This window comes from Enterobacter cloacae complex sp. 382A5 (assembly GCF_050031095.1).
Taxonomy (GTDB): Bacteria; Pseudomonadota; Gammaproteobacteria; order Enterobacterales; family Enterobacteriaceae; genus Enterobacter; species Enterobacter cloacae.
On the sequence record NZ_JBLGVK010000001.1, the window covers coordinates 4,137,394 to 4,158,950 of the forward strand.

Below are 21,557 nucleotides of genomic sequence, written 5' to 3' on the forward strand. Positions count from 1 at the left end.
AAAAACAGTCTGAAGCGAAAACAACGGAGGAAGCATGGGTAAAAAAATCGCAGTCCTGATTACCGACGAGTTTGAAGATTCAGAATTCACCTCACCTGCTGAGGCGTTCCGCAAGGCGGGACATGAGGTCATCACCATTGAGAAAGAGGCGGGAAAAACGGTGAAAGGCCATAAGGGCGAGGCCAGCGTGACCATCGATGAGACCATCGATAACGTCAGCCCGTCTGATTTTGATGCCCTGCTGTTACCCGGCGGTCATTCACCGGACTCCCTGCGCGGCGACGAGCGCTTCGTAACGTTCACCCGCGATTTTGTCTCCACCGGAAAACCGGTCTTTGCTATCTGCCATGGTCCGCAACTGCTTATCAGCGCGGATGTGGTGCGCGGACGTAAACTCACTGCCGTGAAACCGATCGTTGTCGATCTGAAAAACGCGGGGGCCGAGTTTTACGATCAGGAGGTGGTCAACGACAAAGACCAGCTGATCACCAGCCGAACCCCGGACGATCTGCCGGCGTTCAACCGCGAAGCGCTACGCCTGCTCGGCGCGTAGCCAGTGCAGCTTTTTGCCAAAGCCCAGCGTGTTGTCGGTAAATTTCAGCTCATCAAGGCGGATTTCCCACACTGGGGCTTTTAAAGCGGCGGCTACCGGAAAGCGGCGCGTGTAGTGCTTACGGCGCGCGTCGCTCTCTTCACCGTCCAGACGACGGATCTCCCCTTTAAACTGCACCCCACGGATCAGTGCCACCGTTTTAGGCTGACCGTTAACTGTCCCTGCCACCTTCGCCTGCTGACCGGTCATCTGCGCATGGCGCGTTTTATCTTCGCTCATCACATAAAACGCAACGCGCTCAGGGTCATAATAGTAAAACGCATTCGCGCACCACATTTCACCGTCGTCATACACGCACCAGGTGACAACATGCTGTTTCGCCAGCCAGCGGTTAATGGCAGCCAGAGTTTCCATTTTCGTTCTCTCTCATGCTATGGTGCGTTCACCTTAACATACTGAATCTGTTTACCGTGTGCTGGTTTCTCTATCTTGTCCGTACCGCCGATAACGCTCTCTACACCGGGATCACGACCGATGTGGCGCGGCGTTTTCTTCAGCATCAAACGGGAAAAGGGGCAAAAGCGCTGCGGGGGAAAGGAGAATTGACGCTCGCCTTTTCTGCCCCCGTGGGTGACAGATCGCTGGCGTTAAGAGTGGAATACCGCATTAAGCAGTTGACGAAGCGCCAGAAAGAGCGCCTCGTCACCGGAGACGGATCGTTTGAGGCGCTGTGTGAAAGCCTGATTAGAAGCGATTAAAATGGTCGTGATACTCCACGAGGCCATTTACGCCGTTGAGCGCGTCATCCGCCAGACGGTGCACCTGGAAGGCAGTTTCGGTGCCCGGCCAGCGACAGCGGAGATCGTACTGCGCCGCCGGCTCGAAGCCCAGGCGACCATAGAAAGCAGGATCGCCCAGCGTCACCACCGCGGCATAGCCAAACTCATTGAGCGAGTCCAGCCCTTCATACACCAGCTGACGTGCCAGCCCTTGTCCACGGTAGTGTTCATCTACCGCCAGCGGCGCCATTCCTACCCACTGTAATTCTTCACCCTGAACGGTTACCGGGCTGAAGGCAACGTAGCCCACCACCTGACCTTCGTCATCGGTGGCAACCAGCCCCAGCGTGATCAGGCCGTCTTCGCGGAGATCGTGGACCAGTTGGGCTTCTGCGTCGCTCGCAAAAGAGCGGCGTAACAACGCATCGATACCCGGTGCATCAATCCCAATTTCGACTCGAATCAGCATGGCTCACCTACTGAAGTGTGTTTACTGTCAGGCGGGGTTTTCAGCCCGGCCTCAACGAAATCTGCCATTTGCATTAACATCACGCGCAGCGCTTTTGGCATCTGCTCCAGCTCAATGGCATCCATTAAATTTTTGACGTACAGACCCAGTTCCGTATCGCCTTCAATGACCAGACGGCGCTGGAAAAAGAGGGTATCCGGATCCTGCTTACGCGCGGCGATCATCAGCAGATCGCAGGCGTCGGCGCTAAAGCTCACATCCGCGTCGGCGGACTGGCGCACAATCAGCTGGTCATTCTCGACGGAGGTAAACCAGCGCAGACCGATATCACGCACTTCAATGCTTAACCAGCGGCCTTCCAGGAACGCCAGTTCGCCTTCCTGCAGCGCCTGGCGGAACTGCCAGCTCAGGAGCTGCTCCAGCACCTGACGTTTAAGCGCGAACGGCGCCAGTTTTACCGGCACGCTCAGCATTGATGGACCAAATTGTACGAGACGTGAACGCAGTTTATCCAGCACGAGCTTTACTCCCTGATAGCGATAGTCCGGGTATTTTGCCATATCCGGAGGAGAACATAGCGGCGTAAATCAACAAACCGTCGTCCGGTGTACCTCATTATTGGTGCCATCAATACGCCATTAGCTGCCTTAAATCAAAAATTGTCGCGTATGGGTTAATTAAAATCCCAGCTCGTTAACATTTTTGCTCTCGACGACATCAGGATAAATTATGGAGCTGCTCTGCCCTGCCGGAAACCTTCCGGCGCTTAAGGCGGCCATCGAAAATGGGGCCGATGCGGTCTATATCGGGCTGAAAGATGATACTAACGCCCGCCATTTTGCTGGCCTCAACTTTACGGAGAAAAAGCTTCAGGAAGCCGTTAACTTCGTACATCAGCACCGCCGCAAATTGCATATTGCCATCAATACCTTTGCCCATCCTGATGGCTATGCCCGCTGGCAGCGCGCGGTGGATATGGCAGCACAGCTGGGTGCCGATGCGCTGATTCTGGCCGACCTCGCCATGCTAGAGTATGCGGCAGAACGCTATCCTCATATTGAGCGCCATGTCTCTGTTCAGGCCTCTGCCACCAACGAAGAGGCGATACGTTTTTATCATCAAAACTTTGACGTGGCCCGGGTGGTTTTACCGCGCGTGCTCTCTATTCATCAGGTTAAGCAACTCGCGCGCGTCACGCCAGTGCCGCTGGAAGTTTTTGCCTTTGGTAGCCTGTGCATCATGGCTGAAGGCCGCTGCTATCTCTCCTCGTATTTAACCGGTGAATCTCCTAATACCGTTGGTGCCTGCTCGCCTGCCCGCTTTGTTCGCTGGCAGCAAACCACACAGGGTCTGGAATCTCGCCTGAATGAGGTACTGATTGACCGCTATCAGGACGGTGAAAACGCTGGCTACCCGACGCTGTGCAAAGGCCGCTATCTGGTTGACGGCGAGCGTTATCACGCGCTGGAAGAACCCACCAGCCTCAACACGCTGGAACTGCTGCCGGAACTGCTGGCCGCTAATATTGCCTCGGTGAAGATTGAAGGTCGCCAGCGCAGCCCGGCCTACGTCAGTCAGGTGGCGAAAGTCTGGCGTCAGGCCATTGACCGCTGCATGGCAGATCCGCAGAACTACGCCCCGCAATCGGCCTGGATGGAGACGCTCGGCGCAATGTCTGAAGGCACCCAAACCACGCTTGGCGCGTATCACCGTAAATGGCAGTGAGATAACCATGAAATATTCATTAGGACCGGTGCTCTACTACTGGCCAAAAGAGACGCTGGAAGATTTTTATCAACAGGCCGCGACCAGCAGCGCCGATGTGATTTACCTTGGCGAAGCGGTATGCAGCAAGCGCCGTGCCACCAAAGTGGGCGACTGGCTGGAGATGGCGAAAAGCCTGGCCGGGAGCGGCAAACAGGTGGTGCTCTCTACGCTGGCGCTGGTACAGGCCTCATCTGAACTGGGTGAGCTGAAGCGCTACGTGGAGAACGGCGAGTTTCTGCTGGAGGCCAGCGATCTGGGCGTGGTGAACATGTGCGCCGAACGCAAGCTGCCGTTTGTCGCGGGCCATGCATTGAACTGCTATAACGCCGTGACCCTGCGCCTGCTGCTGAAACAGGGGATGACGCGCTGGTGCATGCCGGTAGAGCTGTCGCGTGACTGGCTGGTAAACCTCCTGAACCAGTGTGACGAGCTGGGTATTCGCAACCAGTTTGAAGTGGAAGTGTTGAGCTATGGCCATCTGCCGCTGGCGTACTCTGCCCGCTGCTTCACTGCCCGCTCTGAAGATCGCCCGAAAGACGAGTGCGAAACCTGCTGCATCAAGTACCCGAACGGACGCAGCATGCTGTCGCAGGAGAATCAGCAGGTGTTTGTCCTGAACGGCATTCAGACCATGAGTGGTTATGTGTATAACCTTGGTAACGAGCTGGCGTCGATGGACGGACTGGTGGACATGGTACGTCTGTCCCCGCTGGACACCAGCGTGTTTGCCATGCTGGATGCTTTTCGCGCCAATGAAAACGGCGCATCGCCGCTGCCGCTGACGGCAAACAGTGACTGTAACGGCTACTGGAAGCGGCTGGCCGGACTGGAACTGCAGGCCTGAAAAGGCTCACTTTGTTAACAACGGTTATCATTATTTAATGCAGTATTAAAGATTGACCGTCGACAAAGTGAGCTGTTATGACTGACAAAACCCTTCCGTTTTCGGTGCTGGATCTGGCGCCGATCCCACAAGGCTCCTCGGCAAGAGAAGCCTTTTCGCACTCTCTCGATCTGGCTCAACTGGCCGAAAAGCGTGGTTATCACCGTTACTGGCTGGCGGAGCATCACAACATGGTCGGCATCGCCAGCGCTGCCACCTCGGTGCTGATTGGCTATCTGGCCGCGAACACCACTACCCTGCACCTGGGATCCGGTGGCGTGATGCTGCCAAACCATGCTCCGCTGGTGATCGCCGAGCAGTTTGGTACGCTGAATACCCTCTACCCGGGCCGTATTGATTTAGGCCTTGGCCGTGCGCCGGGCAGCGACCAGCCCACCATGCGCGCCCTGCGTCGCCATATGAGCGGTGACATCGACAATTTCCCGCGTGATGTGGCTGAACTGGTGGACTGGTTCGATGCGCGTGACCCGAACCCGCACGTGCGCCCGGTGCCGGGCTACGGCGAGAAGATCCCGGTATGGCTGTTAGGCTCAAGTCTTTATAGCGCGCAGCTTGCTGCACAGCTGGGGCTGCCCTTCGCGTTCGCCTCCCACTTCGCACCGGATATGCTGCATCAGGCGCTGCATCTCTACCGCACGAACTTCAAACCTTCTGAAAGGCTGGAGAAACCGTACGCGATGGTGTGTATCAATATCATTGCCGCCGACAGCAATCGCGATGCGGAATTCCTGTTTACCTCCATGCAGCAGGCGTTTGTGAAGCTGCGTCGCGGTGAGACCGGCCAGCTTCCACCGCCGGTGGAGAATATGCATCAGCTGTGGTCAGCTTCCGAGCAGTATGGTGTTCAACAGGCGCTGAGCATGTCGCTGGTGGGAGATAAAGCGAAGGTGCGTCACGGGCTTGAGGCGGTGCTGCGCGAAACGCAGGCTGATGAGATTATGGTTAACGGCCAGATTTTCGATCATCAGGCGCGTTTGCACTCGTTTGAGCTGGCGATGCAGGTGAAAGAGGAGTTGGTGGGGTAGTTTTTTTGCCCGGTGGCGCTTCGCTTACCGGGCCTACGGGATCGCGTAGGCCGGATAAGGCGTAGCCGCCATCCGGCACAAAAACTTACTGATATACCGGCAACAGATTAAAGCTCGACAGCACGTGGACCAGCGCGTTACCAACACCAAACACCAGAATCAGTGCAATCATCGGTTTACCGCCCCAGACGCGGAATTTCGGGCTACCGAAGCGCTGACGGGATTTACGCGCCAGCAGCGCCGGCACAATTGCCGCCCAGATGGTAGCCGCCAGACCGGCATAACCAATGGCGTACAGGAAGCCGTTCGGCCACAGCAGGCCGCCCACCATCGGTGGCAGGAAGGTCAGCAGTGCGGTTTTGAAGCGCCCCATCGCGGAGTCATCAAAGCCAAACAGGTCCGCCAGATAGTCAAACAGGCCGAGCGTCACGCCGAGGAAAGAGCTCGCAACCGCAAAGTTGGAGAATACCACCAGCAGCAGATCCAGACTGCGGCTGTTCAGCACGCCGCTCAGCGCCTGCACCAGCACATCAATATTCCCGCCCTTCTGCGCAATACCGATAAACTCAGGACGCGGGATGTTGCCCATCGTCCCCAGCAGCCAAATCACATACAGCCCCAGCGCCAGCAGCGTACCGTAGACCAGGCACTTGACGATTGTCCGCGGGTCTTTGCCGTAGTACTTCATCAGGCTCGGTACGTTGCCGTGGTAGCCAAACGACGCCAGACAGAACGGCAGGGTCATCAGCAGATACGGCGTATACGACGTATTGGTTTCAGCCACGTTAAACAGTGTTGACGGGGTAACGTGCCCCAGCAGGCTACCGAAGGTCAGGAAGAAAGTGATGACCTTTGCGCCCAGAACGATGGCCGTCATCCGGCTTACCGCTTTGGTACTCATCCAGACGATAAACGCGACACCCAGCGCAAAGCACAACCCGGCGAGACGCGCCGGAACGTTCAACGACATCTCCGAAAAGGTGTGATGCAGAATCGAGCCGCTTGCTGAGATGTACGCGTAGGTCAGGATGTAGAGCACAAACGCGATGGAAAGACCGTTCACCAGGTTCCAGCCTTTACCCAGCAGATCTTTCGTGATGGTGTCGAAGCTGGAGCCAATGCGGTAGTTCAGGTTGGCTTCAAGGATCATCAGCCCTGAATGGAGCATACAGAACCAGGTGAAGACCAGCGCAGCCAGCGACCAGAAGAACCACGCACCGGACATGACCACTGGCAGGGAGAACATCCCGGCACCAATAATGGTTCCGCCGATGATCACCACGCCGCCAAGCAGCGAAGGTGACGTTTGGGTGGTGGTTAGTGTCGCCATACAGCCATATCTCCAGTCAAAAATGTGGTTTGCATTTTAATGTGCTGCACTGTACCAGTACAAGAGTACAAAGGGAATAAAAAAAGCCCCGATAGTCTTTATCGGGGCTGTATATATTACTTTACGTCAGAAACGAAAGGCTTAAGCGTCACCAAAACGACGACGGCTGGTGCCTTCTTCACGACGTGGGCCACGGCTATCACGGCGTTCACCGGAGAAACGACGACCTTCACCACCGCGACCTTCGCTGCGACCGCCTTCACGACGCTCGCCACCGAAACCGCGACCACCGCCACGACGTTCACCGCCACGGTCAGGACGTGGCTGTGCATCGCCCAGCAGCTGCATGTTCATCGGCTTGTTCAGGATGCGGGTGCGAGTAAAGTGCTGCAGTACTTCGCCCGGCATGCCTTTTGGCAGCTCGATGGTGGAGTGAGATGCGAACAGCTTGATGTTACCGATGTAACGGCTGCTGATGTCGCCTTCGTTCGCGATCGCGCCAACGATATGACGAACTTCAACACCATCATCACGGCCCACTTCAATGCGGTACAGTTCCATTTCGCCAGCGTCACGACGTTCACGACGTGGACGGTCTTCGCCACCACGCTCTGAACGGTCACCACGTGGGCCACGATCGTTACGGTCACCACGGCGTTCGAAGCGATCGTCACGATCGCGGAACTCACGACGAGGACGCATCGGTGCATCTGGTGGCACGATCAGGGTACGTTCGCCCTGTGCCATCTTCAGCAGTGCTGCAGCCAGCGTTTCGATATCCAGCTCTTCGCCTTCAGCGGTTGGCTGAATCTGCGCCAGCAGCGCACGGTACTGATCCAGATCGCTGCTTTCCAGCTGCTGCTGGACTTTCGCGGCGAATTTTTCCAGACGGCGTTTGCCCAGCAGTTCTGCGTTTGGCAGCTCCGCTTCCGGAATGGTCAGCTTCATGGTGCGTTCAATGTTACGCAGCAGACGACGCTCGCGGTTCTCAACGAACAGCAGGGCACGACCCGCACGACCTGCACGACCGGTACGGCCGATACGGTGAACGTAAGACTCAGAGTCCATTGGGATGTCGTAGTTTACAACCAGGCTGATACGCTCAACGTCCAGACCACGTGCTGCCACGTCGGTTGCAATCAGGATATCCAGACGACCGTCTTTCAGACGCTCCAGCGTCTGCTCACGCAGAGCCTGGTTCATGTCGCCATTCAGCGCTGCGCTGTTGTAGCCGTTACGCTCCAGGGCTTCAGCCACTTCCAGGGTCGCGTTTTTGGTACGAACGAAGATAATCGCCGCATCAAAATCTTCCGCTTCCAGGAAACGCACCAGCGCTTCGTTTTTGCGCATGCCGTACACAGACCAGTAGCTCTGGCTGATGTCCGGGCGAGTGGTAACGCTGGACTGAATGCGCACTTCCTGCGGCTCTTTCATGAAGCGGCGGGTAATGCGACGGATTGCTTCTGGCATGGTGGCAGAGAACAGAGCGGTCTGGTGACCTTCCGGGATCTGCGCCATGATGGTTTCTACGTCTTCGATGAAGCCCATACGCAGCATTTCGTCGGCTTCATCCAGTACCAGACCGCTCAGTTTAGAGAGATCCAGTGTACCGCGCTTCAGGTGATCCAGCAGACGGCCCGGCGTACCGACAACAATCTGTGGGCCCTGGCGCAGGGCGCGTAACTGCACGTCATAACGCTGGCCGCCGTACAGGGCTACCACGTTTACGCTGCGCATGTGTTTAGAGAATTCCGTCATCGCTTCCGCAACCTGAACCGCCAGTTCACGGGTTGGAGCCAGGACGAGGATCTGCGGTGCACGCAGGTCCGGATCAATGTTGTTCAGCAGCGGCAGCGAGAATGCTGCGGTTTTGCCGCTACCAGTCTGGGCCATGCCCAGCACGTCACGACCAGAGAGCAGATGTGGGATACATTCTGCCTGGATCGGAGATGGTTTTTCGTAACCGAGATCGTTAAGAGCTTCAAGGATAGGAGCCTTCAGGCCCAGATCTGCAAAAGTGGTTTCGAATTCAGCCATGTAGTACGAGTGCCTCAATGTCAATGGCGGCCAGTCTACTTAGCTCATCGTGAAAATGATCTGCAATTTTCATTGAAAAGTGTGAACCGGCTCAAATTAGGTGTATTGACGAACAACAACGCCCTCACCAGTGAAGGTGATGGCAATCAAAAAGATTACGGGCTGATGTTTATGTCGTCAGCTATTGCTGGTCCGATTCTGCCAGGTCATCTTGCTCCTGGCCCAAGAGCGATAATTCCAACAATGCATAACGGTGCTCAACGAAGTTGTGTACGTTGTTAGCAACCGCTAATTTGAACAGTGCCGTAGCGCTGTCCTTATCCCCCAGACTTAGGTAGTACTTACCTAAATAGAAGTTGGTTTCACTGAGATGCTCAGCGAGCGAGGTGTTATCCGTTGCGTCCGCCTTGAGGCGTTCCATCAGCGTTGCTTCGCTAATGTTGCCCAGGTAGAACTCGACAATGTTCCATCCCCACTGTTCCTTGTCCGATTTGTCGAAGCGCTGTTTCAGTGCCTCTTTTGCCTGCTTCTCATCGAGCTTCTGCTCAACGATGTAAAGCCACAGGCTACGGAAAGGATCATTAGGATCGTCTTGATAAAACGCCAGCAGATCATCTTGCGCTAACTTATCACGACCGCCGTAATACAATGCGATACCGCGATTCAAGTGCGCGTAGTTGTAAGTTGGATCAAGCTCAAGTACAGAATCAAACGCTTCATAGGCAGCATCAAAATTGCCTGCCTGCGTTAAATAAATGCCTAAGTAATTGAATACTTCAGGCATATCAGGTCGGATAGCCAGCGCTTGTGAGAAATCATTTCGCGCTAATGCCCTCAGACCGAGACTATCATACAACACTCCGCGCTCATATAAAAGCTGTGCGCGTTCGTCATCGGTTAAAGCCCGACTGGCAAGAATTTGTTCCATGCGTGCCAGAATCACTTCCTGCTGCAAAGTCGGTTGCAATGGCACTGCGAGGACTTCGCTCTTACGCCAGGCAGAGTTGCTGCATCCTGCCAGCGTTAAAGCTGTCGCAACGAAACACCAGCGCAAAAAAGGCTTCATTTCCCACTCCCGAAGACAACTATTGGATGAACGTCCTGTCCCCCGGCGGCTTAACAAGGCGTCCTGCCTGATAATGGCCCTCCGCGATGCGGAGGGCAAATGGCAACCTTACTCGCCTTGCTGTTCTGCTGCCGGTGCTTCTGGCGCAGCAGCTGGCTGAGACTGCTCGGTTGCTTCTTTAATGCTCAGACGGATACGGCCCTGGCGGTCAACTTCCAGAACTTTAACCGGTACTTCCTGACCCATCTGCAGGTAATCGGTCACTTTCTCAACGCGCTTGTCAGCGATTTGAGAGATGTGTACCAGACCTTCTTTACCGCCACCGATGGCAACGAACGCGCCAAAGTCAACGATACGGGTCACTTTACCATTGTAGATACGGCCCACTTCGATTTCTGCAGTGATTTCTTCGATGCGACGAATCGCGAATTTCGCTTTTTCGCCGTCCGTCGCTGCGATCTTCACCGTACCGTCATCTTCGATTTCAATGGTGGTGCCGGTCTCTTCGGTCAGCGCGCGGATCACGGAACCGCCCTTACCGATAACATCTTTGATCTTGTCTGGATTGATCTTGATGGTGTGAATACGCGGAGCGAATTCGGAGATATCACCGCGTGGCGCGTTGATAGCCTGTTCCATCACGCCCAGGATGTGCAGACGCGCACCTTTAGCCTGGTTCAGAGCAACCTGCATGATCTCTTTGGTGATACCTTCAATTTTGATATCCATCTGCAGTGCAGAGATACCGTCGCGGGAACCCGCCACTTTGAAGTCCATATCGCCCAGGTGGTCTTCGTCGCCCAGAATGTCAGACAGAACAACAAAGTTGTCGCCCTCTTTCACCAGACCCATTGCGATACCCGCAACGGCGGCTTTGATTGGCACGCCTGCATCCATCAGCGCCAGAGAGGCACCACACACGGAAGCCATGGAAGAAGAACCGTTGGATTCGGTGATTTCAGAAACCACACGAACGGTGTACGGGAATTTGTCTGCGTCTGGCATCACTGCCAGCACGCCGCGCTTCGCCAGACGACCGTGACCAATTTCACGACGCTTAGGCGAACCCACCATACCGGTTTCCCCTACGGAGTACGGAGGGAAGTTATAGTGGAACAGGAAGCTGTCAGTGCGCTCGCCCATCAGCTCGTCGATGATCTGTGCGTCACGTGCAGTACCCAGGGTCGCGGTAACCAGCGCCTGCGTTTCGCCACGGGTGAACAGCGCAGAACCGTGAGTACGTGGCAGTACGCCAGTACGCACGTCCAGACCACGGATCATGTCTTTTTCACGGCCATCGATACGCGGCTCGCCAGCCAGTACGCGGCTACGAACAACGTTTTTCTCGATTGCGTGCAGAATTTCGCTCAGCTCGTTAGCGTCCAGCGTTTCGTCTTCAGCAACCAGCGTGGCGATGGTTTCGTCTTTGATCACGTCAACCTGAGCATAACGCTCCTGCTTGTCGGTGATACGATATGCATCGCTCAGACGCGCTTCAGCCAGTGCAGCAACGCGTGCGTTCAGCGCGTCGTTAGCGGCTTCAGGCTGCCAGTCCCAACGTGGTTTACCGGCTTCTTTCACCAGCTCGTTGATGTTCTGGATAACAACCTGCTGTTGGTCGTGGCCGAAGACCACAGCGCCCAGCATCTGGTCTTCGCTCAGCAGCTCTGCTTCAGACTCAACCATCAGAACGGCGGCTTCCGTACCGGCAACAACCAGGTCCAGCTTACTTTCTTTCAGCTCTTCCTGAGTCGGGTTCAGCACGTACTGGTCGTTGATGTAACCAACGCGCGCGGCACCGATAGGACCATTGAATGGAATACCGGACAGAGACAGCGCAGCGGAGGCACCGATCATCGCAACGATATCCGGGTTAACCTGTGGGTTAACGGAAACCACGGTCGCGATAACCTGCACTTCGTTTACAAAGCCTTCCGGGAACAGCGGACGAACCGGGCGGTCAATCAGACGCGCGATCAGGGTTTCGCCTTCGCTTGGACGGCCTTCACGACGGAAGAAGCCACCCGGGATTTTACCGGCAGCGTAAGTACGCTCCTGGTAGTTAACGGTCAGTGGGAAGAAGTCCTGACCTGGTTTAGCTTTTTTCTGGCCAACAACGGTCACGAATACCGCGGTGTCATCCATGCTTACCATAACGGCAGCAGTAGCCTGACGTGCCATCATGCCGGTTTCCAGCGTGACGGTATGCTGACCATACTGGAATTTACGAACGATCGGATTCAGCAAAATTCTGTCCTTTCTTAAATGTTTGACAGCACACCACCGGTGTGCTGACGATTTAACCCGACCTTCTTCGCATCCTCGCGACTAATGACAACCAACACCCCCATGGGTGAAGCCTCTCATTAGCCGCGCGAACCTCTGCAAGGAAGATCATTTATAGCAACAATACAATAGTTTCCAGTGAATTGCTGCGGTCCGGTTGAAAAAAGGGGCCATCAGGCCCCCTTTTCTGAAACTCGCAAGACTTAGCGACGCAGACCCAGACGCTCGATCAGCGCGGAGTAACGTGCAACATCTTTACGTTTCAGGTAGTCGAGCAGTTTACGACGCTGAGAAACCATACGCAGCAGACCACGACGGCTGTGGTGATCTTTTTTGTGCTCTGCAAAGTGACCCTGCAGGTGGTTAATCTGTGCAGTCAGCAGTGCAACCTGAACTTCGGTAGAACCGCTGTCGTTAGTACCACGACCAAACTCAGAAACGATTTTAGCTTTAGCTTCAACGCTTAGAGACATTTTCAAACTCCAAAGTATAAAGAATGTAAGGATGCCGATCTCTAATTCAGCGATCCCCGTATACGCCCCACAAAATTGTTAAACAATTTGCCGGACGTTAAGCCGCGATATTCTACTCGCCTCACCGGTTTACCGCAAGGTGAGCTGATATCGCCGTCAGCCTTCGACCGGGTATTCCACCACCAGACGGCGGGGCGCAACGCGTCCTTCACCGTCCATTTCACCCATGCCGATAAACTTACCGTCATCCCCTTCGGTCACGCGTACCAGGCCTTCCAGCGGTGCATTCGTGGTCCGAACCGGGTTTCCGTTCTTAAAGTAAACGGACGATGTTAAAGGAAGATTAACAACCGGGAAGTCGGCCGCCGGGCTATCCATCGGCATCAGCAGCGGGTCAAGCAAATCTGCCGCGGCAACACCCTGCGCTTGCGCCTGTTCAACCAGCGCGTGCAGATGCTCAAGGGTCACCATCCGCTCAACCGGATATTTACTGACTGCCAGGCGACGCAGGTAGATAACATGCGCACCGCAGCCCAGCTTCTCGCCCAGGTCGTCGATAATGGTGCGAATATAGGTACCTTTCGAACAGTGCACTTCCAGCTCCAGTTCGTCACCCTCGTGGCGAATAAAGAGCAGTTCATACACGGTGATCGGGCGGGCTTCACGCGGCACTTCAATACCCTGGCGCGCATATTCGTAGAGCTTTTTACCCTGATATTTCAGTGCCGAATACATCGACGGCACCTGCAGCGTATCGCCACGGAAGCTCTCCAGCGCCGCATCCAGTTGCTCTGCGCTAAACGTCACAGGACGCTCTTCCACCACCTGACCATCGGCATCGGAGGTGTCCGTGCGCTGGCCCAGCCTGGCGATAACGCGATAACGCTTATCGGAATCCAGCAGGTACTGAGAAAACTTTGTTGCCTCCCCCAGGCAGATGGGCAGCATGCCCGTCGCCAGGGGGTCCAGCGCGCCCGTATGGCCCGCACGGTTGGCATTATAAATACGCTTCACTTTTTGCAGCACGTCGTTGCTGGATGCGCCCTGGGGTTTATCCAGCAGCAGCACACCATGCACGTCGCGACCACGACGACGAGGACGACTCATCAGTCCTCCTTGCTGTCGTCCGCCGGGTTAACACGACGTTCGTCGTCATGTTTCACCACGCTGGTCACCAGGTTGGACATACGCATACCTTCGACCAGGGAGTTGTCGTAGAAGAAGGTCAGCTCAGGCACAATACGCAGGCGCATCGCTTTGCCGAGCAGAGAGCGGATGAAACCAGAGGCTTCCTGCAGCGCTTTAATGCCATTTTTCACTGCTGCTTCGTCCTGATCGTTCAGGAACGTCACGAACACTTTGGCATACGCGAGGTCACGGGACATCTCCACGCCGGACACGGTGGTCATCATGCCCACACGCGGATCTTTAATTTCGCGTTGCAGAATGAGCGCGATCTCTTTCTGCATTTCCTGCGCTACGCGCTGCGGGCGACCAAATTCTTTCGCCATAATAAATTCTCCAGACAAAAAAGGGGCTAAAGCCCCTTTTTAAAATTATTGCCGGGTGGCACGAGGCGATCCCGGCCGACATATGGACCTATCCCAACAGGATTAGTCGATGCTGCGTTGGATCTCGATGATTTCGAACACTTCGATCATATCGCCAACGCGAACGTCGTTGTAGTTCTTCACGCCGATACCACATTCCATGCCGTTACGGACTTCGTTAACGTCATCTTTGAAGCGGCGCAGGGATTCCAGCTCGCCTTCGTAGATAACCACGTTGTCACGCAGTACGCGGATTGGGTTGTGACGCTTGATGGTACCTTCGGTAACCATACAGCCCGCGATCGCACCGAATTTCGGTGATTTGAACACATCGCGCACTTCGGCCAGACCGATGATCTGCTGTTTCAGCTCTGGAGACAGCATACCGCTCATCGCTGCTTTCACTTCGTCGATCAGGTTATAGATGACGGAGTAGTAACGCAGATCCAGGCTTTCTGCTTCGATCACGCGGCGAGCAGACGCGTCAGCACGCACGTTGAAGCCAACCAGAATGGCGTTAGAGGCAGCCGCCAGGGTTGCGTCGGTTTCGGTGATACCACCTACGCCAGAACCGATGATCTTCACTTTAACTTCGTCAGTAGACAGTTTCAGCAAGGAGTCGGAAATCGCTTCCACAGAACCCTGAACGTCAGCTTTCAGTACGACGTTCACTTCGTGAACTTCGCCTTCAGCCATGTTCGCGAACATGTTCTCGAGTTTAGATTTCTGCTGACGAGCCAGTTTAACTTCACGGAATTTGCCCTGACGGTACAGTGCAACTTCACGCGCTTTCTTCTCGTCACGCACAACGGTCACTTCGTCACCGGCAGCCGGCACACCGGACAGACCGAGGATTTCCACTGGAATGGACGGACCTGCTTCCAGCACTTCCTGACCCAGTTCGTTACGCATCGCACGAACACGACCGTATTCGAAACCACACAGGACGATATCGCCTTTATGCAGTGTACCTTCGCGAACCAGAACGGTAGCCACCGGGCCACGGCCTTTATCCAGGAAGGATTCGATGACCGCGCCGCTCGCCATACCGTTACGGATCGCTTTCAGCTCCAGAACTTCAGCCTGCAGCAGGATCGCGTCCAGCAGCTCGTCGATACCAGTACCTGCTTTCGCAGACACGTGTACGAACTGGCTTTCACCGCCCCACTCTTCTGGCAGGATGCCGTACTGGGACAGTTCGTTTTTAACACGATCTGGATCCGCTTCTGGCTTATCGATCTTGTTCACTGCAACCACAACCGGCACACCCGCCGCTTTCGCGTGCTGGATAGCTTCGATGGTCTGTGGCATGACGCCATCGTCTGCAGCAACAACCAGAACAACGATATCTGTCGCCTGAGCACCACGAGCACGCATTGAGGTAAACGCGGCGTGGCCTGGGGTATCCAGGAAGGTGATCATACCGTTGTCAGTTTCTACGTGATATGCACCGATGTGCTGGGTAATACCACCCGCTTCACCGGAAGCCACTTTCGTAGAACGAATGTAGTCGAGCAGAGAGGTTTTACCGTGGTCAACGTGACCCATGATGGTCACAACTGGCGCACGCGGTTCTGCCGCAGCACCGGTATCACGGTCGCTCATTACTGCTTCTTCCAGCTCGTTTTCACGACGCAGGATAACTTTGTGGCCCATCTCTTCGGCAACCAGCTGTGCGGTTTCCTGGTCGATCACCTGGTTGATGGTCGCCATTGCGCCCAGTTTCATCATCGCTTTGATGACCTGAGAGCCTTTAACCGCCATTTTGTTCGCCAGATCGCCAACGGTGATGGTTTCGCCGATCACAACGTCACGGTTAACGGCCTGAGCTGGCTTCTGGAAGCCCTGCTGCAGGGAAGAACCTTTACGCTGTTTGCCGCCTTTACCGCCACGCACGGCTGCACGCGCTTCTTCACGGTCAGCTTTAGACTCGGCATGTTTGTTGCCTTTTTTCGCCGGACGCGCTGCTTTCGCATTGCGACCACGACCACGGCCGCCTTCTACTTCACGGTCGTTATCATCTTCAGCCTGACGCGCGTGCTGAGAAGTGGTCACGTGATAGTCGCTGGTATCTTCAGACTGCTCAGCGGTATCAATACCGTTCTTCTCGTTTTCTTCTGCCATACGGCGCGCTTCTTCAGCCACACGACGCGCTTCTTCTTCAAGCTTGCGGCGTGCTTCTTCTTCGGCTTTACGCTTCAGTTCGGCAGCTTCATTTTCACGACGGGCTTTTTCAGCCTGGGCGGTTTTGGTCATTTCGTCTGTCTGTTGATTGCTCACTTTGTCTTTTTCCGCAGCTTCACGCTTCACTTTTTCACTTGCGTCGCGTTTCGCTTTTTCTGCGGCCTCACGTTCAGCTTTTAATTCTGCCTCACGTTTGGCAGTTGCTTCTGCCTCACGCTGAGCTTGTTCTTCCGCTTCACGCTGTGCCTGCTCTTCCGCGGCAAGGCGCTCTGCCTCTTGCGGATCACGTTTTACAAAGGTGCGCGTCTTGCGGACTTCAATTTGTACCGATTTACTTTTGCCTCCGGTACCTGGAATATTCAACGTGCTGCGCGTTTTGCGCTGCAGCGTCAGTTTGTCAGGCGCAGAGCCGTGTTCACGGTTGAGGTGCGCTAACAAGGTTTGTTTTTCGTTTGCCGTCACTGAGTCATCAGCGGTCTTCGGGATCCCTGCATCAGCAAATTGCTGTACCAGGCGGTCCACGGAGGTCTGAATCTCAGCAGCCAGCGATTTTACAGTTACATCAGTCATGCTGTTCCTTCCTGCTACAGTTTATTACGCTTCGTCGCCGAACCAGCAAATATTACGTGCGGCCATGATGAGTTCGCCGGCTTTCTCGTCGGTTAAACCTTCGATATCAGCCAGGTCATCAACGCCTTGCTCAGCGAGATCTTCCAGCGTACAAACACCACGGGCAGCCAGCTTGAACGCAATCGCACGATCAAGACCTTCCAGATTCAGCAGGTCATCAGCCGGCTTTTTATCGCCAAGGCTTTCTTCCTGAGCCAGTGCCAGGGTGGTCAGTGCGTTTTTAGCGCGTTCACGCAGGGCTTCAACGGTTGGTTCATCCAGACCGTCAATTTCCAGCAGCTCTTTCATTGGCACATAGGCCAGTTCTTCCAGCGTAGAGAAACCTTCTTCTACCAGAACCGTGGCGAACTCTTCGTCAATGTCCAGGTATTTCGTGAAGGTATCGATCGCCGCATGGGCTTCAGCCTGATGCTTGGCCTGCAGGTCATCAACGGTCATCACGTTGAGTTCCCAGCCGCTCAGCTGTGACGCCAGGCGTACGTTCTGACCGTTACGGCCGATTGCCTGCGCCAGGTTACCCGCTTCAACAGCGATATCCATGGTGTGTTTGTCTTCGTCAACAACGATAGACGCCACATCCGCCGGAGCCATTGCGTTGATCACGAACTGCGCCGGGTTGTCATCCCACAGAACGATATCGATACGTTCGCCGCCCAGCTCGGTAGAGACCGCCTGAACACGCGCACCACGCATACCGACGCAAGCACCGACCGGGTCGATACGCTTGTCGTTGGTTTTCACCGCAATTTTCGCACGGGAGCCCGGATCGCGAGCCGCCGCTTTAATTTCGATAACTTCTTCACCGATTTCCGGCACTTCGATACGGAACAGTTCAACCAGCATTTCTGGTTTAGAACGGGTCACGAACAGCTGTGCACCACGCGCTTCAGGGCGAACGGCATACAGCACACCACGGATACGGTCGCCAGGGCGGAAGTTTTCACGCGGCAGCATGTCTTCACGGAGAATCACAGCTTCAGCGTTGCCCGGCATCCCTTCGGATTTGATCTCCAGAGAGATGTTGTCGCGGTTCACTTTCTTCACCACGCCAGTGATGATTTCGCCTTCCTGATCGCGGAACTGATCGACAACCAGCGCACGCTCGGCTTCGCGAACTTTCTGCACGATAACCTGTTTTGCGGTCTGGGTGGTGATACGGTCGAAGGTCACAGATTCAATCTGATCTTCAACATAGTCACCAACGTTCAGGCTTTCGTCTTCAAAACGCGCCGCTTCCAGGGTGATCTCTTTGGTTGGCTGGGTCACTTCTTCAACGATTACCCAACGACGGAATGTATCGAAGTCACCGCTTTTACGATCGATTTCTACGCGAACATCGATCTCTTGTTCGTATTTTTTCTTGGTTGCTGTAGCCAGTGCACTTTCCAGCGCTTCGAAAATCTTTTCACGCGGCAGTGATTTCTCGTTGGAGACGGCTTCAACAACAGCCAAAATTTCTTTGTTCATCGCGGGCTTTTCACCTCAATCCAGACTGTTAAAAGTGGGGAACCAGGTTCGCCTTCTGGATATTACTCAGCGCGAACACTTCATCTTTGCCTTCGACTGTTACCGTGATCATTTCACCATCAACGGCTTTGATAATTCCCTGCCATTTACGGCGGTTCTGTACGGCCATACGCAGAACGAGAGCCACTTCTTCACCGGTAAAGCGCACATAGTGCTCGGCCGTGAACATCGGGCGATCGAGGCCAGGTGAGGAAACTTCCAGGTTGTACGCAACGGTAATTGGGTCTTCAACATCAAGAACCGCACTCACCTGGTGGCTAACATCAGCACAATCATCAACATTGATGCCATCTTCACTATCAATATAGATGCGCAGCGTCGATGTGCGGCCGCGAACGAATTCGATGCCGACCAGTTCGTAGCCCAGTGCTTCGACCGGTGCAGTAATCATCTCTGTTAATTTTTGCTCTAATGTGGACAAGCCCACCCCCAAGACATAAAAAAAGGGCGTAAAGCCCAGTTATTCTGTAGTCAGATAACAAAAAACCCCGATAAATCGGGGCTTTAGATAACTGAACCCTATAGCCACAACTGTGGCCTGGAGCACTCTCCGAAAGAATTTTTTCAAATCCAGCTACGAAGGCTCTGAGTCTTCACAGTATATTTGAAAAATGACTTTATGGGAAAGTGGTTGCGGGGGCCGGATTTGAACCGACGACCTTCGGGTTATGAGCCCGACGAGCTACCAGGCTGCTCCACCCCGCGCCTGAAACGTGGCAAATTCTACGCGTTTTGGACAGAATTTGCAAATAATGCTGGGATTTGGTACCGAAGACGGGACGTAAAACCGGCATTTAGTATATTGATAGTGAGCCCCATCTGTCAACTCAGTTTCCGCCAGGGCATACGGAGGGAAATTTTTACAAAAAACGCACGAGTCTCTTCCGGTCATCGACAAAAGATGATTAAATGAATACTCACTTATTTTGCATAAACATGCATCGAGAGCGAAAGCGGTCTCTAATCAGTCAATCACGCAGGGTTTTATTTTATGACGACGATTCTCAAGCATCTTCCGGTAGGACAACGTATTGGCATCGCTTTTTCAGGCGGCCTGGATACCAGCGCTGCACTGCTGTGGATGCGCCAAAAGGGAGCGGTTCCGTATGCATATACTGCGAACCTGGGTCAGCCGGATGAGGACGACTATGATGCCATTCCTCGTCGTGCTAAAGAGTATGGCGCAGAGAACGCACGTCTGATTGATTGTCGTAAGCAGCTGGTCGCCGAAGGTATTGCCGCTATCCAGTGTGGCGCGTTCCATAATACCACTGGCGGTCTGACCTATTTCAACACCACCCCACTGGGCCGTGCCGTGACCGGCACCATGCTGGTTGCCGCCATGAAAGAAGATGGCGTGAACATCTGGGGTGACGGCAGTACCTATAAAGGCAACGACATTGAACGTTTCTATCGTTATGGCCTGCTGACCAACGCCGAGCTGCAGATTTACAAACCGTGGCTGGACACCGATTTTATCGATGAGCTGGGCGGCCGTCATGAAATGTCTGAATTTATGATCGCCTGCGGCTTCGACTATAAAATGTCCGTCGAAAAAGCCTACTCCACTGACTCCAACATGCTGGGCGCAACGCACGAAGCAAAAGATCTGGAGTTCCTGAACTCCAGCGTGAAAATCGTTAACCCAATCATGGGCGTGAAATTCTGGGATGAAAGCGTCAAAATCCCGGCAGAAGAAGTGACCGTGCGTTTCGAGCGTGGCCACCCGGTAGCCCTGAACGGCAAGACCTTCTCTGATGATGTGGAACTGATGCTGGAAGCGAACCGCATCGGCGGTCGTCACGGCCTGGGTATGAGCGATCAGATCGAAAACCGTATCATCGAAGCGAAAAGCCGTGGCATCTATGAAGCCCCGGGGATGGCGCTGCTGCATATTGCCTATGAGCGTCTGCTGACCGGCATTCACAACGAAGATACCATCGAGCAGTATCACTCTCATGGCCGTCAGTTGGGTAAACTGCTGTATCAGGGCCGCTGGTTCGATCCACAGGCACTGATGCTGCGTGATGCCCTGCAGCGTTGGGTGGCAAGCGCTATCACTGGCGAAGTCACTCTTGAACTGCGTCGCGGGAATGATTACTCCATTCTGAACACTGTGTCTGACAACCTGACCTACAAAGCAGAACGTCTGACTATGGAAAAAGGTGAATCCGTGTTCTCACCTGATGACCGTATCGGCCAGCTGACCATGCGTAATCTGGATATCACCGATACACGTGAGAAGCTGTTCAACTACGTTGAGAATGGCCTGCTGTCAGCCAGTTCCGGCAACGGCCTGCCGCAGGTTGAAAACCTGGAGCACAGCGATAGGAAGTAATCGAGAGAAGACATCCAAAAGGCGCCCAACAGGCGCCTTTTTTGTAGCCTTCGTAGGCCCGGTAAGCGCAGCGCCACCGGGCAATGGCGGGTGGCGCTGCGCTTACCCGCCCTACAAAAGATCAAATCCACAGAAGACAGACGAAAAAAAAGACGTCTTTCGACGTCTTTTTTCTGGAATATTGGTACCGAGGATGGGACTCGAACCCACAAGCCCGTTAGGGCACTACCACCTCAAGGTAGCGTGTCTACCAATTCCACCACCTCGGTACGGAATACTTACTGCGGGATATCGCTGGTTGGCTTAGCCGGTGCAGCTGGCTGAGTCTGCTCAGTTTTCGCTGGCGCGCTCAGGTTTTCCCACTCGCTTCCTTTGCTGGTCTTATTGCTGTTGATATTGCCAAGCACCAGGCTGATGATGAAGAACAGCGTAGCCAGAATCGCTGTAGTACGGGTCATGAAGTTCGCAGAACCACTTGAACCGAACAGCGTACCGGAAGCGCCTGCTCCGAAGGAGGCTCCCATATCAGCGCCTTTACCTTGCTGCAGCATAATCAGCGCTACGAGAGCGATGGCTACAATAAGGAAAATAACTAAAAGAGCTTCGTACATAATCAACCTGTTCCTTGCGGATTTGCCG

At 54.5% G+C, this 21,557-nt stretch carries 21 protein-coding genes and 2 tRNA genes; 6 read left to right on the forward strand and 17 right to left on the reverse strand.

What is annotated here, in order from left to right; genetic code table 11:
- Positions 1-34 precede the first annotated feature (34 nt).
- On the forward strand, positions 35-553 hold the full coding sequence (locus tag ACQG2G_RS19505) for a type 1 glutamine amidotransferase domain-containing protein (RefSeq protein WP_013098902.1): 519 nt from the start codon (positions 35-37) through the stop codon (positions 551-553).
- Here the strand turns inward: ACQG2G_RS19505 and ACQG2G_RS19510 are convergent.
- Positions 533-967, reverse strand: a complete 435-nt coding sequence (locus ACQG2G_RS19510) for a YhbP family protein (RefSeq protein WP_013098903.1) — start codon at positions 965-967, stop codon at positions 533-535. The genes ACQG2G_RS19505 and ACQG2G_RS19510 overlap by 21 nt on opposite strands.
- A gap of 14 nt (positions 968-981) precedes the next feature.
- Here ACQG2G_RS19510 and ACQG2G_RS19515 point away from each other — a divergent pair, with 14 nt between their 5' ends.
- Positions 982-1,311 (forward strand): GIY-YIG nuclease family protein, encoded by a 330-nt coding sequence (locus tag ACQG2G_RS19515; protein WP_020687335.1) that lies wholly within the window; start codon positions 982-984, stop codon positions 1,309-1,311.
- On the opposite strand, the gene ACQG2G_RS19520 is transcribed toward ACQG2G_RS19515, so the two are convergent.
- Both ACQG2G_RS19520 and ubiT read right to left on the reverse strand, forming a co-directional pair.
- A complete protein-coding gene (locus ACQG2G_RS19520) occupies positions 1,298-1,801 on the reverse strand; it encodes a GNAT family N-acetyltransferase (RefSeq protein WP_020687336.1) in 504 nt (167 codons plus the stop codon). The genes ACQG2G_RS19515 and ACQG2G_RS19520 overlap by 14 nt on opposite strands.
- A complete protein-coding gene (gene ubiT, locus ACQG2G_RS19525; protein ID WP_038420959.1) occupies positions 1,795-2,319 on the reverse strand; it encodes a ubiquinone anaerobic biosynthesis accessory factor UbiT in 525 nt (174 codons plus the stop codon). The genes ACQG2G_RS19520 and ubiT overlap by 7 nt, the downstream gene beginning before the upstream one ends.
- 211 nt (positions 2,320-2,530) lie before the next feature.
- On the opposite strand from ubiT, the gene ubiU reads away from it, so the two are divergent.
- The 3 genes from ubiU (at position 2,531) to ACQG2G_RS19540 (ending at position 5,497) form a co-directional block, all read left to right on the forward strand.
- Positions 2,531-3,526, forward strand: coding sequence for a ubiquinone anaerobic biosynthesis protein UbiU (gene ubiU, locus ACQG2G_RS19530; RefSeq protein WP_061771400.1), 996 nt, complete (start codon positions 2,531-2,533; stop codon positions 3,524-3,526).
- Positions 3,527-3,533: 7 nt separating this feature from the next.
- Positions 3,534-4,412, forward strand: a complete 879-nt coding sequence (locus ACQG2G_RS19535; RefSeq protein WP_038420694.1) for a U32 family peptidase — start codon at positions 3,534-3,536, stop codon at positions 4,410-4,412.
- A gap of 77 nt (positions 4,413-4,489) precedes the next feature.
- Entirely contained in the window at positions 4,490-5,497 is a 1,008-nt protein-coding gene (locus ACQG2G_RS19540; RefSeq protein ID WP_023621081.1) for a luciferase-like monooxygenase, read from the forward strand.
- Positions 5,498-5,582: 85 nt separating this feature from the next.
- On the opposite strand, the gene mtr is transcribed toward ACQG2G_RS19540, so the two are convergent.
- From mtr to ACQG2G_RS19600, 12 genes are all read right to left on the reverse strand, one after another.
- Positions 5,583-6,827, reverse strand: a complete 1,245-nt coding sequence (gene mtr / locus ACQG2G_RS19545) for a tryptophan permease (RefSeq protein WP_038420695.1) — start codon at positions 6,825-6,827, stop codon at positions 5,583-5,585.
- Positions 6,828-6,968: 141 nt separating this feature from the next.
- Positions 6,969-8,864: a DEAD/DEAH family ATP-dependent RNA helicase gene (locus ACQG2G_RS19550; protein ID WP_348595942.1), complete on the reverse strand. Its 1,896-nt coding sequence runs from the start codon at positions 8,862-8,864 to the stop codon at positions 6,969-6,971.
- Complete coding sequence (gene yrbN / locus ACQG2G_RS19555) at positions 8,857-8,937, reverse strand: protein YrbN (RefSeq protein ID WP_097533792.1); 81 nt, start codon at positions 8,935-8,937, stop codon at positions 8,857-8,859. Before yrbN ends, ACQG2G_RS19550 begins: the two co-directional genes overlap by 8 nt.
- A 108-nt stretch (positions 8,938-9,045) precedes the next feature.
- The gene (gene nlpI, locus ACQG2G_RS19560) at positions 9,046-9,930 is read right to left on the reverse strand and encodes a lipoprotein NlpI (protein ID WP_013098912.1); all 885 of its coding nucleotides are present in this window, start codon (positions 9,928-9,930) and stop codon (positions 9,046-9,048) included.
- A gap of 108 nt (positions 9,931-10,038) precedes the next feature.
- Positions 10,039-12,177, reverse strand: coding sequence for a polyribonucleotide nucleotidyltransferase (gene pnp / locus ACQG2G_RS19565; protein WP_013098913.1), 2,139 nt, complete (start codon positions 12,175-12,177; stop codon positions 10,039-10,041).
- Between the two features lie 242 nt (positions 12,178-12,419).
- Positions 12,420-12,689 carry a 30S ribosomal protein S15 gene (rpsO, locus tag ACQG2G_RS19570; protein ID WP_013098914.1) on the reverse strand — a complete coding sequence of 90 codons (270 nt, stop codon included), beginning with the start codon at positions 12,687-12,689 and terminating at the stop codon, positions 12,420-12,422.
- Between the two features lie 156 nt (positions 12,690-12,845).
- On the reverse strand, positions 12,846-13,796 hold the full coding sequence (gene truB, locus ACQG2G_RS19575) for a tRNA pseudouridine(55) synthase TruB (protein ID WP_013098915.1): 951 nt from the start codon (positions 13,794-13,796) through the stop codon (positions 12,846-12,848).
- Positions 13,796-14,200, reverse strand: a complete 405-nt coding sequence (rbfA, locus tag ACQG2G_RS19580; RefSeq protein WP_003024988.1) for a 30S ribosome-binding factor RbfA — start codon at positions 14,198-14,200, stop codon at positions 13,796-13,798. Before rbfA ends, truB begins: the two co-directional genes overlap by 1 nt.
- Positions 14,201-14,302: 102 nt before the next feature.
- Positions 14,303-16,993 carry a translation initiation factor IF-2 gene (gene infB / locus ACQG2G_RS19585; RefSeq protein WP_013098916.1) on the reverse strand — a complete coding sequence of 897 codons (2,691 nt, stop codon included), beginning with the start codon at positions 16,991-16,993 and terminating at the stop codon, positions 14,303-14,305.
- 24 nt (positions 16,994-17,017) lie between these two features.
- On the reverse strand, positions 17,018-18,520 hold the full coding sequence (gene nusA, locus ACQG2G_RS19590; protein WP_013098917.1) for a transcription termination factor NusA: 1,503 nt from the start codon (positions 18,518-18,520) through the stop codon (positions 17,018-17,020).
- 28 nt (positions 18,521-18,548) lie between these two features.
- Positions 18,549-19,001: a ribosome maturation factor RimP gene (gene rimP, locus ACQG2G_RS19595; RefSeq protein ID WP_014833432.1), complete on the reverse strand. Its 453-nt coding sequence runs from the start codon at positions 18,999-19,001 to the stop codon at positions 18,549-18,551.
- Positions 19,002-19,208: 207 nt separating this feature from the next.
- Positions 19,209-19,285: transfer RNA gene (locus ACQG2G_RS19600), tRNA-Met, on the reverse strand.
- Positions 19,286-19,571: 286 nt separating this feature from the next.
- Between ACQG2G_RS19600 and argG the strand changes: the two genes are divergently transcribed.
- Positions 19,572-20,918, forward strand: coding sequence for an argininosuccinate synthase (gene argG / locus ACQG2G_RS19605; RefSeq protein ID WP_061772785.1), 1,347 nt, complete (start codon positions 19,572-19,574; stop codon positions 20,916-20,918).
- A 182-nt stretch (positions 20,919-21,100) separates the two neighbouring features.
- Here the strand turns inward: argG and ACQG2G_RS19610 are convergent.
- Positions 21,101-21,187: transfer RNA gene (locus ACQG2G_RS19610), tRNA-Leu, on the reverse strand.
- Positions 21,188-21,196: 9 nt separating this feature from the next.
- Positions 21,197-21,529 carry a preprotein translocase subunit SecG gene (gene secG, locus ACQG2G_RS19615; protein ID WP_003861803.1) on the reverse strand — a complete coding sequence of 111 codons (333 nt, stop codon included), beginning with the start codon at positions 21,527-21,529 and terminating at the stop codon, positions 21,197-21,199.
- Between the last annotated feature and the right edge of the window lie 28 nt (positions 21,530-21,557).

What these genes read in the sequence shown, in the direction of transcription:
- ACQG2G_RS19510 (WP_013098903.1), bottom strand. Translation starts at nt 967, where the DNA reads ATGGAAACTCTGGCTGCCATTAACCGCTGGCTGGCGAAACAGCATGTT.
- ACQG2G_RS19515 (WP_020687335.1), top strand. Translation starts at nt 982, where the DNA reads ATGCTATGGTGCGTTCACCTTAACATACTGAATCTGTTTACCGTGTGC.
- ACQG2G_RS19535 (WP_038420694.1), top strand. Translation starts at nt 3,534, where the DNA reads ATGAAATATTCATTAGGACCGGTGCTCTACTACTGGCCAAAAGAGACG.
- mtr (WP_038420695.1), bottom strand. Translation starts at nt 6,827, where the DNA reads ATGGCGACACTAACCACCACCCAAACGTCACCTTCGCTGCTTGGCGGC.
- rbfA (WP_003024988.1), bottom strand. Translation starts at nt 14,200, where the DNA reads ATGGCGAAAGAATTTGGTCGCCCGCAGCGCGTAGCGCAGGAAATGCAG.
- ACQG2G_RS19520 (WP_020687336.1), bottom strand. Translation starts at nt 1,801, where the DNA reads ATGCTGATTCGAGTCGAAATTGGGATTGATGCACCGGGTATCGATGCG.
- ACQG2G_RS19505 (WP_013098902.1), top strand. Translation starts at nt 35, where the DNA reads ATGGGTAAAAAAATCGCAGTCCTGATTACCGACGAGTTTGAAGATTCA.
- nusA (WP_013098917.1), bottom strand. Translation starts at nt 18,520, where the DNA reads ATGAACAAAGAAATTTTGGCTGTTGTTGAAGCCGTCTCCAACGAGAAA.
- secG (WP_003861803.1), bottom strand. Translation starts at nt 21,529, where the DNA reads ATGTACGAAGCTCTTTTAGTTATTTTCCTTATTGTAGCCATCGCTCTC.
- argG (WP_061772785.1), top strand. Translation starts at nt 19,572, where the DNA reads ATGACGACGATTCTCAAGCATCTTCCGGTAGGACAACGTATTGGCATC.
- ACQG2G_RS19550 (WP_348595942.1), bottom strand. Translation starts at nt 8,864, where the DNA reads ATGGCTGAATTCGAAACCACTTTTGCAGATCTGGGCCTGAAGGCTCCT.
- ACQG2G_RS19540 (WP_023621081.1), top strand. Translation starts at nt 4,490, where the DNA reads ATGACTGACAAAACCCTTCCGTTTTCGGTGCTGGATCTGGCGCCGATC.
- yrbN (WP_097533792.1), bottom strand. Translation starts at nt 8,937, where the DNA reads ATGAAAATTGCAGATCATTTTCACGATGAGCTAAGTAGACTGGCCGCC.
- ubiU (WP_061771400.1), top strand. Translation starts at nt 2,531, where the DNA reads ATGGAGCTGCTCTGCCCTGCCGGAAACCTTCCGGCGCTTAAGGCGGCC.
- truB (WP_013098915.1), bottom strand. Translation starts at nt 13,796, where the DNA reads ATGAGTCGTCCTCGTCGTCGTGGTCGCGACGTGCATGGTGTGCTGCTG.
- infB (WP_013098916.1), bottom strand. Translation starts at nt 16,993, where the DNA reads ATGACTGATGTAACTGTAAAATCGCTGGCTGCTGAGATTCAGACCTCC.
- rpsO (WP_013098914.1), bottom strand. Translation starts at nt 12,689, where the DNA reads ATGTCTCTAAGCGTTGAAGCTAAAGCTAAAATCGTTTCTGAGTTTGGT.
- nlpI (WP_013098912.1), bottom strand. Translation starts at nt 9,930, where the DNA reads ATGAAGCCTTTTTTGCGCTGGTGTTTCGTTGCGACAGCTTTAACGCTG.